This is a genomic window from Candidatus Paceibacterota bacterium (assembly GCA_035452965.1).
GTDB lineage: Bacteria > Verrucomicrobiota > Verrucomicrobiia > Limisphaerales > UBA8199 > UBA8199.
Genome location: DAOTCE010000029.1, coordinates 32,881 through 48,650, shown reverse-complemented (window position 1 = coordinate 48,650; position 15,770 = coordinate 32,881). Strand labels below are relative to the sequence as shown.

The following is a 15,770-nucleotide window of genomic DNA, read 5'->3' as shown; positions in this document are numbered from 1 at the left end:
CTCGGCGTAAGCACCCTACCAGACTGAGGGATCACGAACTGCTCAAATTTCCAATCGCGTATGAAGGACCCGCGAAGCGGGTTGTGAGTATCCAGTGGAGTCGTGGCCTGCAGCCGGAACTTGGCAGAATCCGAGGGCGCCTGCTAACGGTCCTGCAAAGGAGATTAGCCAAAGCAGATTGCGGCGACGACGCGAGGCCGAGCTTCGGCGGGTCCCACTTCGTCAGGGTCACAGTGGAGCCAGGACGAGGCGGAATCCAATCTTGTCGCTGACCATAGTTGGGGTCTTGTGATCGCGTTGAGCCGACCGACAGTTGCCCGCGGAATGGAAGTAGTGGCCGCCACGGCAGACGCGGTCCTGGCCTGAACTTGGCCCCTGCGGATCGGTGACGGTCCCGGATGGATAGGTTCCATACCAGTCCAGACACCACTCGAGCACATTGCCGTGCACATCGGAGAAACCCCACGGATTGGGCATCTTCTGTCCCACGGGGTGTGTCGTGACCATGCCGTTATTCCAGTACCACGCGTAAGCAGTCAGGTTGACATAGCCTGGATCATCTCCATAGCTGAAGCGGGTGGTAGTTCCGGCGCGGCAGACATATTCCCACTCCGCCTCGGTAGGCAGGCGATAGTGCCACCCTGGCGCCAATCGTCCGGCCGCAGCCTCCTGTTGCGTGAACTTAGCGCAGTAATTTGTTGCATCGCTCCAACTCACCTGTTCCACCGGGCAGTTCAGGTTGTTGGGATAGCCGTTGGTTGGGGGGAAACGGCTTGGATTCACGCCCATGACCGCCAGGTACTCTGACTGGCGGACCGGGTATTTGCCCATGTAGAAGCCTCGGGTCAGCACCACTGTGTGCTGTGTTTCCTCAGGCCAGCGGTCAACCTCGCTCGTCGGGCTGCCCATGGTGAAACTGCCCGGCGGAATGTAGATCATGTTGGTGGTGACAGACACTCTGACCGCCCGGTAGAAGCGGTTGCCGATGGCGGGGTTCTGAGTGTCGAAATACAGGTAAGGGCTGCTGGGCAGGGTGAGGATCGCCACGTCCACCCAGGAATTCGGTTGCGCCGGGGTCGTGGTGGTTTGAATCGCGTGAACGCGATCCACGGCGCCAGTGATGGTTATTCCCGCGTAGAGTTGCACGCTCGTCACGCCGCAAGGAACATCGGCGGAAGCCGAATTGAACGCGGCAAACAGAGTCAGCGTGCTAATCAGCAAGAGCCGCTGGAAAACGCGGCGCGCATGCATGAGGGAGGGGCGTTGCTTCCTTGAAACGGGTGCCACTGCATTCAACGATTTGACTAAATACATAACCATGTTCTCCGTCGGCATCCCGCGTTGCCGTAATGTCCCGTGCGGCGGAATGCGCATTTCTGTGGCTGATCCGGAAAGCCCCGCCCAATAAGGCTGCTCTCGGCTCAGGCCGTTTGGAACCAGGGGAAAGCACTTTACGAGCCACATGCGGAACCATCATCAATCCGCGCGCCCGCAGGCAGGCGCCCGGCCCCGCAGGTCGGCAACCGTCCAGGAAGCGGACACGAATTGCCTCCATCTGTGCCTGCGAAAGGTCACAATTTGGCCCGGCGCGAGGCAACGCCGCGGTTTGGGCCGCGTCAGCCGTGGCCGTAATGACTGGCGTGGGTGTGCCGGATCTGCCGCTCCGGGAAACAACCTGCTTCGGGGTGTATGGCTGGCAGCCAACAGGGGTTTGGATTTGAAGCTCGCGCCGCTGGTTGGTAGAGTCCGGACAGCAATGGGCGGCTTATCCTGTCGGTGATGCCAGCATGATTGCAATAGTGGTGACTTGATGACAACCGAAGCAGAATCTGCGCGGCCGGAGGGTGTTGTGCTCTCCCGGCTGCCCTGGCTGCTGGCTTGCGGCATGTTGGGAGTCTATTTGCTCACCCTGAACCATGGTGTTTCCTGGGGCAATTTGCGGCAGGTGGCCGAGCTGAGCGGCTGGAACTGGCGTCCGAATGTCTTCGCCCCGGTGACCTTCCTGGTCACCTATCCGCTGCGTTGGCTCCCGGCCAGCGTCATCGCCCCGGTCGCGAACTTGCTCGCCGCCCTCTGTGCGGCGCTGACCCTCGCGCAACTGGCGCGCTCTGTGATGCGGTTGCCGGAACGAAGCCGGTTCTCGCTGCTTGCCGTGCGTGGCGCCTGGCTGCCCCCAGTCCTGGCAGTGCTCGTTTGCGGGCTTCAGCTCACCTTCTGGGAGAACTCCGTGCAGGCGGCGGGTGAGATGCTGGATTTGCTGCTCTTCGCGTGCGCGGTGCGCTGTCTGCTCGAATTCCGGCTGGACCGACGGCAGGCATGGCTGAACCGGTTCGCGGCCGTTTACGGCCTGGCCCTGGCCAACAACTGGGCGATGGCCGGATTCCTGCCATTCTTCGTGCTGGCGTTCCTTTGGACCGAACCGCTTAGCCTGTTCAATGTGCGCTTCCTCAAGCGCGTGGAGCGAATAGGATGGGAGATCGTCGCGCCCGCTCTCAAGGCCGATGTCCGCCTGGTCCTGCGCCTTGCGTTGATCGGGTTGGGCGCGATGTCGTTGCTTCTGTTGCTGCCCCTGATCGCGAGCCTGTCCCACACCAGCCACCTGGATTTCTGGTCCGGCCTGCGGCAGGTGTGGCACTCCTACAAGTTCCTGCTGTTGAGGTTTCCGCGCAACGTGGTTCTGCTGCTGAGCCTGACTTCGGTGTTGCCCATCCTGTTCATGGGAATCACCCGCTGGGGCAAGCTGCTGCGCGCGTCCTCCCGCGGCTGGGTGCGTCTGGCTACCCACAGTGTGCTCCATCTCATTCACGGGTCCTTTCTCATCGCTGCCATTTGGGTCGCGCTCGACTGCCCGGTAAGCCCGCGTCACCGGGGCCTGGGATTTGCCTTTCTCCCCTTTTACTACCTGGGGGCGCTTAGCGTCGGCTACTTCAGCGGTTACTTCCTGCTCGTCTTTGGAACCCGAATTCCGCAGACCCGAAAACGGCGGAGGATTACGCAACTGGTTGACTGGCTGGTCCCCGCATGCGTCTGGTGTTTGCTGGTCGCGGTTCCGGGCTTGCTGCTTTACCGCAACCTGCCGCGGATATGGGCCGGTAATCGAGACCCCATGCAGGGGTATTGTGCCCTGATCGAGCAGTCCCTTTCACCGCGGGCGAGTGTAATCCTCAGCGACGATCCCCTCCGGCTATCCTACTTCCGGGCCGCCATGACTCGCGCGGGCAAGCCATCCCCCCATTTGCTGCTCGACGCTACCTCCCTGGGCGACCCGGCCTACCTTGAGCTGCTGGACAGGCAACACCCCCAGTTCAAGCTGGGCGGTGCGGTGAGCAACCGATTCTCGGAATGCGCCACCGTTCTGGGCCGGATACGGCTGATGGAGACCCTTTCCCGGGGCCACGACCTGTATTACCTGCATCCCAGTTTCGGTTATTTCCTTGAAGCATTCTACGCGCAGGCACAGGGCTTGGTTTACCAGCTCAAGCCGTACGGCACCAACGTTTCGGACGCCCCGCTCCCAAGCCGGGAGGCAATAGCACGAAACCAAGCCTTCTGGGACGCGGCCATCGCGGAGCAGCTCCCGCCTGTTCTTCGCGCGCTGCGGCCGAAGAAACCTCCATCCAACTGGAACCCGGTACAACGGTTCCTGACGCTTGCCCGGCTAAAGGCTGAGCCTGACCGCCGCGCCCAAATCGTTGGCGCCGGCTATTCGCGCGCCCTCAACTATTGGGGCGCCGAATTGCAGGAGTGCGGCGCGCGTCAGGCAGCGGCGAACTGCTTCAGCCTGGCGCGCGAATTGAATCCGGACAACGTGGCAGCCCAGGTCAATCAGGAATTCAACCAGGCCTTGCAAGCCGGCCAGTCGCCCGCCCTCCAGCCGGCCAAAGCTGTTGCCGACAAGTTCGGCCGGCGGCGCGAATGGGACCAGGTCCTGCAGGAGGACGGCCCTTTTGCCGAGCCCAACTTCTGTTACCAGGTTGGCGTTGCGCTTGCCCGGAATGGGCTCTACCGCCAGGCCATCCGGCAGTTCAACCGCGTGCAGGCCCTGGCCCCTGATCTGACCGATGCCCGCCACTGGCTGGCCCGGCTCTTCATCCACACGGGTAACTATTCGAACGCTTTGGCCACCGCGAACCAGCTGCTCCAAACCAGGCCCGAGGATGATAACGCCTTGTTTCTCAAAGCGGTTTCCCTGCTCCAGTCGAAGGCCTATGACGATGCGGTTGGACCGTTCACCCACTTGCTCACCGCCCAAACCAACAACTATGCCGCACAATTGAATCGAGCCATTGCTTATCTCCAACTCGGCAAGCTCGATGCCGCCCGGCGGGATTACGAAGCGGTTGCCCAGGCGCTGCCCCGCTCGTACCAGGCATGGTTCGGCCTGGGGGAGATTGCTTACCGGCAACAGGACGCTCCCGCCGCCATCAGGAATTACCGAATGTACCTGACCAACGCGCCGCCGGATACCGAGGAAGCCAAGCTGGTCAGCGCACGCTTGAAGGAGCTCCAGTTGGACGGACGTTGACGTTGGACCCGGCGCTTCGGCAACGGCAGCAGGGTATGACCATCACCGCGGCGCCTGCCCTTCTGTCTGGCGAAGGAGTGTGAAGCTGCTATATCAGGCACATGGCTAAGTTGTCCAGTCATCCGGTGCCGGCGCGGGTGGAGGCGTTACGACGCGCCTATAGATTGATGCGGGCGCATTTCGGGCATCAGCACTGGTGGCCGGGCGAGACGCCATTCGAGGTCTGTGTCGGGGCGATCCTCACGCAGAACACCAGCTGGAGCAACGTGGAGCGCGCCATCGCGAACCTCAAAGCTGCCCGCGTGTTGGAGCCGGCCAAGCTCTTTGCCCTGGGAGAATCGGAGCTGGCGGCGCTGATTCGACCGGCGGGTTACTTCAACGTGAAGGCCCGGCGGCTGCGCTCGTTCCTCCGGGTGTTGGTCGAGGGATTTGGCGGGGACCTCTCGCGCCTGTTCGCCGGGGACACCGCCGCCGTGCGCGAGCGCCTGCTCGCGATCCACGGCATCGGCCCCGAGACCGCCGACAGCATGTTGCTTTACGCGGGGGGGCATCACCGCTTTGTCATTGATGCCTACACGAAGCGCATCTTTCAGCGGCATGGCTGGAGCGGGGGCGACAGCTCCTACGCAGAATTGCAGGGCCTCTGCGAATCGGCGCTGGATCATAAGCCGCGCCGGGCCCGGCTCGATTACTGGCAAGACTACCACGCCCAACTGGTTATTACCTGCAAGGACTTCTGCCGCGCGCGCCGGCCTCGTTGCGCCGACTGCCCGCTCAAGACCTTGTTGCCGCATCGGCCGTAAAGTGGAAGTTCCACGCCCGACTGCTGGGTTGACAGGGGGCCTCCTCCACCCCACGCTTGAGCTGTTGAGACCTGTACCAGTTGGATGAACACGAGTTTACCTGCATGATCCCGGAAGCCCCGCTGACAACGGAAGGCGGCTTTCTCCGTAAGGGGTTGCCCTGGCTCATCGCGGCGACAGCCCTGCTGCTCTATCTGGCCACGCTCAACCACTGGGTGACGCTCAGCAGCGTGCAACTGGCGGCCATGGTCAACGGTTGGAATTGGCGGCCGATGCTCTCGCAGCCGTTGCTGTTCTTGCTCACCCTGCCTTGCCATTTGCTGCCTGCGCAGGCCGTGCCTTTGGCGCTGAACCTCCTTACAGCCATTGGCGCGTCGCTGACGGTTGCCCTGCTGGCGCGCTCCGTGGCGTTGCTGCCTCATGACCGTTTGGAGGAACAGCGTGTTCTGGTTGAGGACAAACATGCGCTGCTGTCTGTGTCTGCTGCCTGGGTGCCAATTGTCCTGGCAGCGACCGCGCTGGGGTTGCAACTCAGCTTCTGGGAGAATGCCACCGCCGCGTCCGGGGAAATATTGGACCTGTTGTTGTTTGCTTATATTGTCCGATGTCTGCTGGAATATCGGCTTGATCAGCGGCGGACATGGCTGGATCGGGCCTCGCTGGTTTGCGGGGCTGCCATGGCCAATAGTTGGTCCATGGTTGGTCTCCTGCCGCTCTTCGTTGTGGCCGTCCTCTGGACCCGGGGCTTAAGCTTCTTCAAGCTGCGCTTCTTCCGTCGCATCGAGCGGTCCGGCTGGCAATCCGCCCGGCCCGCGGTCGCGGCAGACTTGCGCTTCATTCTGCGAATGGCGTTGCTGGGGCTGGCCGGGCTGTCGCTCCTCTTTGTGCTGCCGCTGGTGTGTGCGGTTGCGCCCGATTCAACGGTCGGATTCTGGCAGGCATTGCGGGCGATCGCGAGTTCCTACAAGAACATCCTCCTGTTCCTTTCCAACGCATTCGTTCGCCGCCATCGTGACGTGGCGTTGCTGCTGGTCGCGGTTTCCCTGCTGCCGGTGCTGCTACTGAGCATAAAGTGGCGCGCATTTGCCAGCAACAAAAGCTGGGGCCAGCTCGACCTGGTCTCGCTTATTATATACCTCTCCCATGTCTTCCTGCTGTTGGTGTGCGTCTGGGTTGCCTTCGATCCCCCTATCAGCCCGCGGCACATCGGCTCCCGGCTCGGATTCGCGCTTCCCTTTCTGCCGCTCTACTATCTCAGCGCGCTGAGTATTGGTTACTACAGCGGCTTCTTCTTGCTCGTTTTCAGCCGCTATTCCCGGAGCCGCCGGATTCTGCGGCGCGCACTGGGTTGGGCGGCGCCCGCGCTTGTTTATGTTCTGCTTGGGCTGACCCTGACGGGTCTGCTGCTGAAGAACTTTCCTGCCATTCGTGCCGCCAATGGGCCCCACCTCGCCCAATATGCCGGATGGCTCGTTCAATCCCTGCCCCCGGAAGGTGGAGTTATGCTCGCGGAGGATTCCCTGCGCCTGGCGCTGATCGAGGCTGCGTTGGCCCGCGGGACCAACGCCGCGAGCTATCTACTGGCGGAGACGCCTGCGCTGTCCTTGCCAGAATACCGTGCCTACCTGGAGCGGAGGCATTCCGGGCGATGGCCCGAATTGGCCCCCGGCCCAAAACTGACCCTGGCCGCTGACTTGCCATCTCCTGCCGACGGTCCGCTGAATGTGCTTGAGCACCTGCAGCTTCTGATCCGGTTGACGGAGAACAATCGTGTCTTCTATTTGCAGCCGGGTCTCGGGCTTTTGCCCGAACGCTTTAACCTGGAACCGCGCGGCATGATTTATGAACTGAAATCCTACCCAACGAATTCCTTCACCGGCCCGCCCCTCACTTCCACCCAAATGGCCGAAAACGAGGCCTTCTGGCAGCGCGCCATCGAGGCTGGTGTGAATCCCCTACTGCGGTTGCTGGACCCACCAGGACGCCTCCAATCCGGTTTTGCAGGCCGCCTGATGAAGCTGGGACATCTCGAACTGTCGCCCCCCGTTTCGGCCCAGGCACTGGCCCCGTGGTACTCCGCGGCCTTGAATTCCTGGGGTGTGACGCTCCAGCGCAATGGCCGTCCGCAACCAGCCACACCATGCTTCGAATTGGCCCTGAAGCTTAACGCGGATAACGTCCCCGCACGGGTCAACCTCCAGTGCAACAGCAACCTGCTGGCGGGCGCGAAAATGACCGTGCTTCGCTCCAACACCCAACAGGATCAACTTGGCAAGTATCGCAATTGGAACCAACTCCTTACCCGAAACGGCCCGTTCGATGATCCGACTTACTGCTTCCAACTGGGAGTGGCCTACGCGACGGAAGGATTCGGGCGGCAGGCCGGCCAGCAGTTCGAGCGCGCCATGGCGCTGGCTCCGGGCGAGATCCCCGTCCAACTGGCGTTCGGCGGATTGCTCAACAGCACACGAATGCCCGACCGGGCCCTCCAAATCGTTGCCCGCATCCGGGCTGACCCCAAGCTGCAACCGCTCAGCGAGCCGATCCAGGCCGAACTGGCGCTCCTCGAGGCCGGGTCGTGGTTTGTCAAGACCAACGCGGCCAATGCCGAGCGGATCATTTACTCGTTGCTGGCTTCACGGCCGGGTGACGTGGCCCTCTTAAACCGAGCCGCGACCACATTCGCGACGTACCATAGTTACTCCAATGTGCTCCATGTCACCGACCGGCAATTGAAGCTCACCCCCGACGATCCCTTCGTCCTGCTTGCCAAAGGCGCTTTCTCCAACCTGGTCGGGGATTACACGAACGCCATTCCAGCCCTGACGCGTTCGTTGTCCCTGACCAACACATACGCTGCCCGGATCGGCCGCGCCCTTGCCTATTTCCGGACGGACCAGCTGGACGCTGCGGAGGCCGACTATCAGGCGCTGCTTCAGGGATTCCCCGGAGATTACCAGGGCTGGCAAGGGTTGGCGGAAATCGCCCGCCAGAAGGGCGACACCAATGCGGCAGTCCGATATTACCAGCGGTTTCTGTCCTCGGCCCGGCCCGGCAGCCAAGAAGCCATGGTGGTTGCCGAGCGTCTGAGGACGCTCCAGTCAGACGTGCCATGAGCCGGACCGCGAGTTGAGTGGCACACACGCTGGAGAAATCCCGCTTGTCTTCGGCGCCAAGGTCGCCTATTTATCCTCGGGCTCTAGCTGCATGAACAAGACACTTGTCGTTGTGCCGACTTACAATGAGCGGGAGAACATTCTCCCGCTGGCACAACGGATTCTCGGCCTTCCGGTTGCCGTGGACATGCTGGTGGTGGACGACAATTCGCCCGATGGCACCGGCAAGCTGGCGGATGAACTGGCCGCCAAGCATCGCTCGATTCATGTTTTGCACCGCACGGAGAAGGGCGGCCTGGGTCGGGCTTACATCGCGGGTTTCAAATGGGCGCTGGAGCGCGACTACGAGTTCATCTTCGAGCTGGACGGCGATTTCTCCCATAACCCGGACGACATCCCGATGTTCCTGGAGGCGGCCCGGAACGCTGATTTGGTCCTGGGCTCGCGCTACCTCAATGGCATTCGCATCATCAACTGGCCCCTGGGCCGCCTGATGCTCAGCAAGTCCGCCGCGACCTATGTCCGGCTCATCACGGGGATGCCCATCACCGACCCGACTGGCGGGTACAAGTGTTTCCGGCGCCGCGCCCTCGAGGCCAGCCGGCTCGATGAAATCCACTCCAACGGTTACAGCTTCCAAATCGAGATGACGCACAAGCTGTGGCGGCAAGGCCTGCGAGTCGTCGAGGTGCCGATCATCTTTACGGAACGCTTTCAGGGTCATTCCAAGATGTCCGGCCATATCATCAGCGAGGCCCTGATCATGGTCTGGCAGCTTCTGTTCCAGAATAAGCTTCGCCGCCGGCCTGCCAGCCAGCCCCGGAAAGCCGAAGCTGCGCCGGCTCCGGCCGCAGCACCGTCCCGGTCTTCGAAGGGGGAAGTGTCGGGAGCGCGGACAGAACAGTAACCACCAAATAGGCGTTGAGGTGGAGGGTTGGTTGGCGGGGTGTGGCAACCTCTTCTTGCGCGCAGAGTTTCGCCTGGGCTTGCGCTTTCCCGGCCTTCAGCAGCTTGCCAAACCCGGCTTTTGCCACGATGATTGTCTGATAACTGCCATGGAAGGATACGTATGAAGATAAGCTCATTCAGCCTGCTGGTTCCGCTGGCCGTCGCTTGCGCGACCGTTCTCACCGTTGGCACTGCCTGCGCGGCCCAGGCACCCAAGGTGGGCGAAGCCGCGCCGCTCATCGAGGGCAAGGACCAGGATGGCAAGACCTGGAAACTAGCCGATAGCGTCGGCAAGAAGGCCGTGCTGCTCTACTTTTATCCCAAGGACGATACTCCCGGCTGCACCCGGGAAGCCTGCGGCTTTCGTGACGGCATGGCCGACCTGAAGAAGGATAAGGTCGAAGTTGTCGGCGTCAGCTTCGACTCGGCTGACAGCCACCAGAAGTTCATCGCCAAGTACAAGCTGAACTTTCCCCTGCTCGCAGACACGGACGGCAGGATCGCCGATGCTTTCGGGGTCAGGCTGACCGGACGGAACATGGCCCGACGTGTCAGCTTTCTCATCGGCTTGGACGGCAAGATCGCTCATGTGACTGACAGTCCCAGTGCTGACACCCACTTGAGTGAGATGAAGACCGCCGTGGCCAGACTCGGGAAGACATGAGCCGGTCCCACTCATTGCCGTAGAGAACTGCCTGAAGGCTTAAACTCCCGCACTGCCATTTTCCTGGCCCTGGCACCACTAGCTGTAGTGGGTTGCGCTTGGGGAGCCACAAGAGGTGTCAAGTGTGTATCCACGGTGTGGATACGGTGTGGATCTGGTGAGGATACGGCGAGGTAACGGACGGAGGGGGTTAAGTCGCTGAAACTGTAACACTTATTGAGGGTGGTTCCGGCTGGCGTCGGCTTGGGCGGAGAAGGGTGGCAGTTCAAGGTGAGTCTGCGCGGTTAAGATTTGCCCAAAGGGCGGAGAAAGGGCAGGTTGGAAGCAGTCGGGGGCGCCCGCCTCAGGCATCCGGCGCCCTTCGCGAGCCACAAACAGAAAGAGACATTAATTATGGCCCAGGCAATCATGGATCCCGAGCAGGTGCGGCGCTTCGCCGAGGAACTCAAGCGATTCAACAACGATCTCAAGGACAAGATTGTGTCGCTGCAGGCGCGGTTTGCGGCGCTGGGCGACACCTGGCAGGACCAGGAGCACGTCAAGTTCGCCGACGAGTTCAAGCAAACCATGAAGGCGCTGAAGAAGTTCGTCGAGGTCTCCAACCAGCACACGCCTTACCTGTTGCGAAAAGCCCAGCGCATCGAGGAGTACCTGAACCAGCGCTAGCGTCATGCCGGACCGCGCCCATGTCACCTCGGTCGAGGCCCTGGAGTCGTTTCGGGCGAGCCTGATCGTGTACCTGAGCAAGGCGCGTCCGGCGCTGGAGGAGGTCAGCGCCGATGTGCAGCGCATGCGAGGCTGGTTGGAGAATGACCAGCGCGGTCATTGGATGAACGAAGTGCGGCGCCGCAGTCAGGCGTTGCAGGAGGCGCAGCAGGCGCTGTTCAGCGCCAAGCTTTCCACTTTCCGCGAGGCCGGTTCAGTGGAGCAATTGATGGTGCACCGGGCCAAACGCGCCCTCGACGAAGCGGACGCCAAGCTGCGGACGGTCAAGCAGTGGAACCGGGTGTTTGACAATCACACAGCCCCATTGGTCAAGCAGATGGAGAAGCTGCAGACCGTCCTGGCCAATGACATGGTGCAGGCGGTGGCGTACTTGACGCAGGCGATCAACACGCTCGACGCCTATGCCGGGACTGTCCCCCCCGCCACCGGCGCGCCTCCCGCGGGGGGCGGCCAGCCGCCGTCGGAGGGCCGGCCGTGAAGACCGGCAGCGCCCGGCTGGCAGGGCTTACCAAGGAACTGCACGCCCAGTGGCTGGATACGAAGCATTACTGGAAGGACGCCAAGAGCCTTGAGTTCGAGCACAAGTACATGGAAGAACTCTTTGCCAGCGTGGACCGGGCGGCTACAGTAATCGAGCAACTGGACAAACTGTTAACCAAAATCAGGACGGATTGTGAGTAGCAACCTGGGAGTCGGCAAGACACTCGAACTGCTGGAGCGTCTCAAGAGCACGGTTCGGGACTTTGCGGCCCGCGCTGAGAAGCTCAACGCCGAGTTCCACGCGCACACGGGCCGGGAGCAGCGGCTCCGCCAGACCGCGCAGACCAAGCAGGCGGCGGATATGAGCGCGGCCACCAACGAGGCCGAGGCCGCCTATGCCGCCGCCGCGGAAGCCGTCCGGGCCAGACACGAGGCGCGGAAGGCGTGGATCGGCAAGGCTTCCCTGGCGAGCAAGGATAAGCGCCTGGCTGACATCGAGACTCAGACCGGCACATGCAGATATGTGCTGCAGAAGAAGATGCTGCAATCCGAGCGCGACCGCTCTGCCGGGCTGGCCGCCGCGACCTCGGCGTTCGAGGAGTTCAAAGCCGACCTGGCAGTGGAGGAGGTCACGCTGGCATCGGTGGAAGCCGAGGCGCATAAGGCGTTCAAAGGTTACCGGAAGCTCGTTCGGCTCCTGCCTGAGGCCCATCAGAGGGCCACCTCACCCAGCCCTTCGCTTGATGAGAAACAACTGCTGGCGGAACTGCGCGACCTGCTAAGCCGTACGCGCGCGGAGTTGGAGCGCTTCAGGAAGTTCCTGCTGTTGCGCCTGTTTAAGCGCTGGCCGCTTTGGGGGCTGATCGTCCTGGGCGTGGTCGCACTGCTCTTGCGGCAATGGGGTTTCAATTCAACGGCCTATTGGAAAGCGGGGCTGTGCGCCGCCGTGAGCCTGGCGTTGATCCTGATTCTGCGTTTGTTTGCGCGGAGCCGGGCGGGGCGGCTGGCGGCGGCGATCGCCGGCGCGCTCGGCAAGGCGCGCCGCCTGCATGACGCCTGCCTGGAACGGGGTGAGGCGCATTGCCAGCAGGAGTTGGAGCGCACAAAGGCGGAGTTCGAGGACACGACCCGGACGGTGGACCAACAGTTGAAGCGGGCGCTGGCGGAAGCTGGGGAGCGGCGGGTGGCTTGTCGGATGCAGGGCGACGAGAACGCATCCCGGGCGCTGGAGAAGAACGACAGGCTCCACCGAGCCAGGCTGGAACGGCTCGATCACCAGCGCGCGGATACGCTTGGGCAGTTGAAGCGAACGGCCGAAGCGCGTGTCAAGAGCGAGGTTGAGGCCAGCGAGCAGAGGGAAGCCAAGTTCAACGCTGATTATCAAACCGAGTGGCAGAAGCTGGAGACTGAGTGGAAAACCACGATTGGCCCGATTTACCAGGGACTCCAGTCGGCCAATGCGCTGGCGGAGAAACTGTTCCCGCCGTGGCAACCGCCGTTGCTGGCGGCCTGGCGATCCCCCGCGGACTTCGCCGCCGCGGCGAAGTTCGGCCGATTGGACGTTGAGCTGGAGAAACTCGCGCAAACCAGCCTCAAGGAGCGGCGTCTGGCGTTGCCCGGTCCGGCGCGGTTCTCGGTGCCGCTCTGCCTGTCCTACCCGCAGCAAGGCTCGATCTTGTTCGAGACTGCCGAGCAAGGCCACGACGAGGCCATCGGCGCGCTCAACAATATCATTCTGCGCCTCCTGGCCACCACGCCGCCCGGAAGGCTGAACTTCACCATCGTTGACCCGGTCGGCCTCGGGCAGAACTTCGCGGGCATCATGCACCTTGCCGACCACGAGGAGCAGATCATCAACAGCCGCATCTGGACGCAGTCGGGCCAGATCGAGCAGAAGCTGGCTGACTTGAATGAGCACATGGAGAAAGTCATCCAGATGTACCTGCGAAACGAGTATGCCACTATCGCGGAATACAACGAGCAAGCGGGTGTCATCGCGGAGAAGTATTACTTCCTGGTCGTGGCGGACTTCCCGGTGAACTTCACTGAGACCGCCGCCAAGCGCCTGTTGAGCATTGCGGCAAGTGGCGCGCGCTGCGGGGTATACATGCTCATTCATTGGGACCAGCGGCAGGCGCTGCCGCCGGAGTTCATCCCCGACGAGTTGCGCGGCAGCAGCGTCTGCGTGGGCGCCAAAGGGAAGCAGTTTCTGTTGGCTGGCAAACCAATTCCCGGGACCGATCTGGCACTCGATCGCCCCCCGCCACCGGAGTTCGCCATCGAGTTTGTCAACAAGGTGGGCCAGGCCAGCCGGGATTCCAGCCGCGTGGAGGTGCCCTTTGCGCATGTCGCGCCGCCGGACGCGGAGGTGTGGTGCGAGGACACGACCAAGGAGCTGCGCGTCCCGATCGGGCGCACGGGCGCGACCAAGTTCCAGTATCTCGCCATCGGCAAGGGGACCTGCCAGCACGGGCTGATCGCCGGCAAGACCGGTTCGGGCAAATCCACCCTGTTCCACGTCATCATCACCAACCTAGCGTTATGGTGCAGCCCTGAGCAGGTGGAGTTCTACCTGGTGGACTTCAAGAAAGGCGTCGAGTTCAAGTGCTATGCGACGCACCGACTGCCGCACGCGCGGGTCGTGGCCATCGAGAGCGACCGCGAATTCGGCTTGAGTGTTTTGCAGCGCCTCGATGAGGAGTTGAAGCGCCGCGGCGACCTGTTTCGCCAGCTCGGCGTGCAGGACGTCGCCGGTTACATGCGGGCAGGCGGAACGGAGCCGATTCCACGGTCGCTGCTGCTCATTGACGAGTTTCAGGAGTTCTTCGTTGAGGATGATCGTGTCTCCCAAACCGCGTCGCTGCTGCTGGACCGTTTGGTGCGACAGGGGCGGGCGTTCGGGATCCATGTGCTGCTGGGCTCGCAGACGTTGGGTGGGGCGTACACGGTCGCCCGCACCACGCTGGGCCAGATGGTTATCCGCATTGCCCTGCAGTGCAACGAGGCGGACGCCTACCTGATCATGGACGAGAACAACCCCGCGCCACGTCTGCTTTCGCGCCCCGGCGAAGGCATCTACAATGACATGGCGGGCATGATCGAAGGCAACAGCCCGTTCCAAGTGGTCTGGTTGCCCGACCAGGTGCGGGAGACCTATCTGGCCAAGGTCCGGGCGAAGGCGGATGAGGAGGAAGGCAGGAAAGCGGCGAAGGGCGTGCTTTATCCGGGGCCGATTGTGTTCGAGGGGAACGCGCCGGCGGACGTGCGCGAGAATGCGCTGTTGCGGACACTGTTGGAAGCCCCGGCTGTCAAACTGTCGGCGGCGGGCCGCATCTGGCTCGGCGCCCCTAACTCAATCAAGGGACCCACCGAGGCGGTCTTCCAGCGTCAGAGCGGGAACAACCTGCTGCTGGTGGGGCAGCGCGACGAGGCCATGCTGGCGATGCTTTCAATCGGGCTCATCTCCCTGGCCAGCCAGTATCCGCTGGGAACGGCGCATTTTATCCTGTGCGACGGCGCCTCGCCGGGCACTGCGCAGCGCGAGTTCATCGAGCGGGTTATCCGCGCCATACCGCACCCGATCACGCTGGCCAAAGCGGGCGACCTGGCGGAGGTCTTGCAGGACCTTGCCGCGGATATGAAGCAGCGGGCCGAAGCGGTGGATGCCGAGGCCGCACCGCCGGCTTTCCTGTTCATCCACGGCCTGCAGAAGCACAACAAGCTGCGCTATGAGGAGGATTTCGGCTTTTCGACCAGCGACGCCGAAGCGCCGCCCAATCCCGCGCTGGTGCTGAACAACCTTATTTGCGAGGGGGCGCGGCTTGGATTCCACGTGGTCGCGACTTGTGATACCTACAACAACGTGAACCGCTACCTCAGCCGTAAGGCGTTCAGTGAATTCGAGATGCGCGTGCTCTTCCAGATGAGCGCAAATGATTCGGCCAGCCTGATTGACAATCCGAAGGCCAGCCTTCTGGGGCTGCATCGCGCGCTATTCTACAACGCGCAAGAAGGCTACCTGGAAACCTTCCGCCCCTACGCCTTGCCCGGCAGCGACTGGATTGAGCAAGCCGTCCGTAACCTGGCTCGGTTGCTCAGGCAGTAGAACTGCTGGCATTTGCTTTTGCGCGCCCGCCTGTACTGAGCGCTGCGCGGGTGAGGAAGAACCAGTTTGAACTTCCACTTGCACAATGCGAATTAAGGACGAGAATCAGTAGTGGCAATGCTGATGACCGGTCCTGCTGCCTCGCGGCTGATGTGGTTAACACTGGCCTCCAGCGCCGACCTGGAGCAAAGAGCGGGACCATTGCTATGAAGACATTCGCCGCCACTTGTTGGGTCGCTACGGCCTTGTCACCTTCGGGGGCCACGTTTACTGTCACCACCGTCAACGATGGCGGCCCCGGTTCGCTGCGCCAGGCTATGTGGGACGCGAACACCAACCTCGGTCCTGACATCATAGCATTTAACATGCCGGGCCGCCTTACACATTAGTTCTCGGCTCCGCG

11 protein-coding genes are annotated in these 15,770 nt (G+C 62.3%); 10 read left to right on the top strand and 1 reads right to left on the bottom strand.

Translation table 11 applies throughout. The features are described 5' to 3' along the window. Positions 1-228: 228 nt before the first annotated feature. Positions 229-1,314: a formylglycine-generating enzyme family protein gene (locus tag P5205_17550; GenBank protein HSA12170.1), complete on the bottom strand. Its 1,086-nt coding sequence runs from the start codon at positions 1,312-1,314 to the stop codon at positions 229-231. A gap of 496 nt (positions 1,315-1,810) precedes the next feature. Between P5205_17550 and P5205_17545 the strand changes: the two genes are divergently transcribed. The 10 genes from P5205_17545 to P5205_17500 all read left to right on the top strand — a co-directional run bounded on the left by P5205_17545 (position 1,811) and on the right by P5205_17500 (position 15,756). Continuing rightward, positions 1,811-4,525 (top strand): tetratricopeptide repeat protein, encoded by a 2,715-nt coding sequence (locus P5205_17545; protein HSA12169.1) that lies wholly within the window; start codon positions 1,811-1,813, stop codon positions 4,523-4,525. Positions 4,526-4,626: 101 nt separating this feature from the next. Continuing rightward, a complete protein-coding gene (locus P5205_17540) occupies positions 4,627-5,328 on the top strand; it encodes an endonuclease III domain-containing protein (protein ID HSA12168.1) in 702 nt (233 codons plus the stop codon). Positions 5,329-5,432: 104 nt separating this feature from the next. Continuing rightward, positions 5,433-8,444, top strand: a complete 3,012-nt coding sequence (locus P5205_17535; GenBank protein ID HSA12167.1) for a DUF2723 domain-containing protein — start codon at positions 5,433-5,435, stop codon at positions 8,442-8,444. A gap of 91 nt (positions 8,445-8,535) precedes the next feature. Beyond that, a complete protein-coding gene (locus tag P5205_17530) occupies positions 8,536-9,351 on the top strand; it encodes a polyprenol monophosphomannose synthase (protein HSA12166.1) in 816 nt (271 codons plus the stop codon). 162 nt (positions 9,352-9,513) lie between these two features. After that, complete coding sequence (locus tag P5205_17525; GenBank protein ID HSA12165.1) at positions 9,514-10,056, top strand: peroxiredoxin; 543 nt, start codon at positions 9,514-9,516, stop codon at positions 10,054-10,056. Positions 10,057-10,449: 393 nt separating this feature from the next. Continuing rightward, positions 10,450-10,722 carry a WXG100 family type VII secretion target gene (locus P5205_17520; GenBank protein ID HSA12164.1) on the top strand — a complete coding sequence of 91 codons (273 nt, stop codon included), beginning with the start codon at positions 10,450-10,452 and terminating at the stop codon, positions 10,720-10,722. A 4-nt stretch (positions 10,723-10,726) separates the two neighbouring features. Then, complete coding sequence (locus P5205_17515; protein HSA12163.1) at positions 10,727-11,260, top strand: hypothetical protein; 534 nt, start codon at positions 10,727-10,729, stop codon at positions 11,258-11,260. Beyond that, positions 11,257-11,463, top strand: coding sequence for a hypothetical protein (locus P5205_17510; protein ID HSA12162.1), 207 nt, complete (start codon positions 11,257-11,259; stop codon positions 11,461-11,463). Before P5205_17515 ends, P5205_17510 begins: the two co-directional genes overlap by 4 nt. After that, a complete protein-coding gene (locus P5205_17505; GenBank protein HSA12161.1) occupies positions 11,456-15,367 on the top strand; it encodes an FtsK/SpoIIIE domain-containing protein in 3,912 nt (1,303 codons plus the stop codon). Before P5205_17510 ends, P5205_17505 begins: the two co-directional genes overlap by 8 nt. A gap of 206 nt (positions 15,368-15,573) precedes the next feature. Continuing rightward, entirely contained in the window at positions 15,574-15,756 is a 183-nt protein-coding gene (locus tag P5205_17500; GenBank protein ID HSA12160.1) for a hypothetical protein, read from the top strand. Positions 15,757-15,770: the final 14 nt, after the last annotated feature.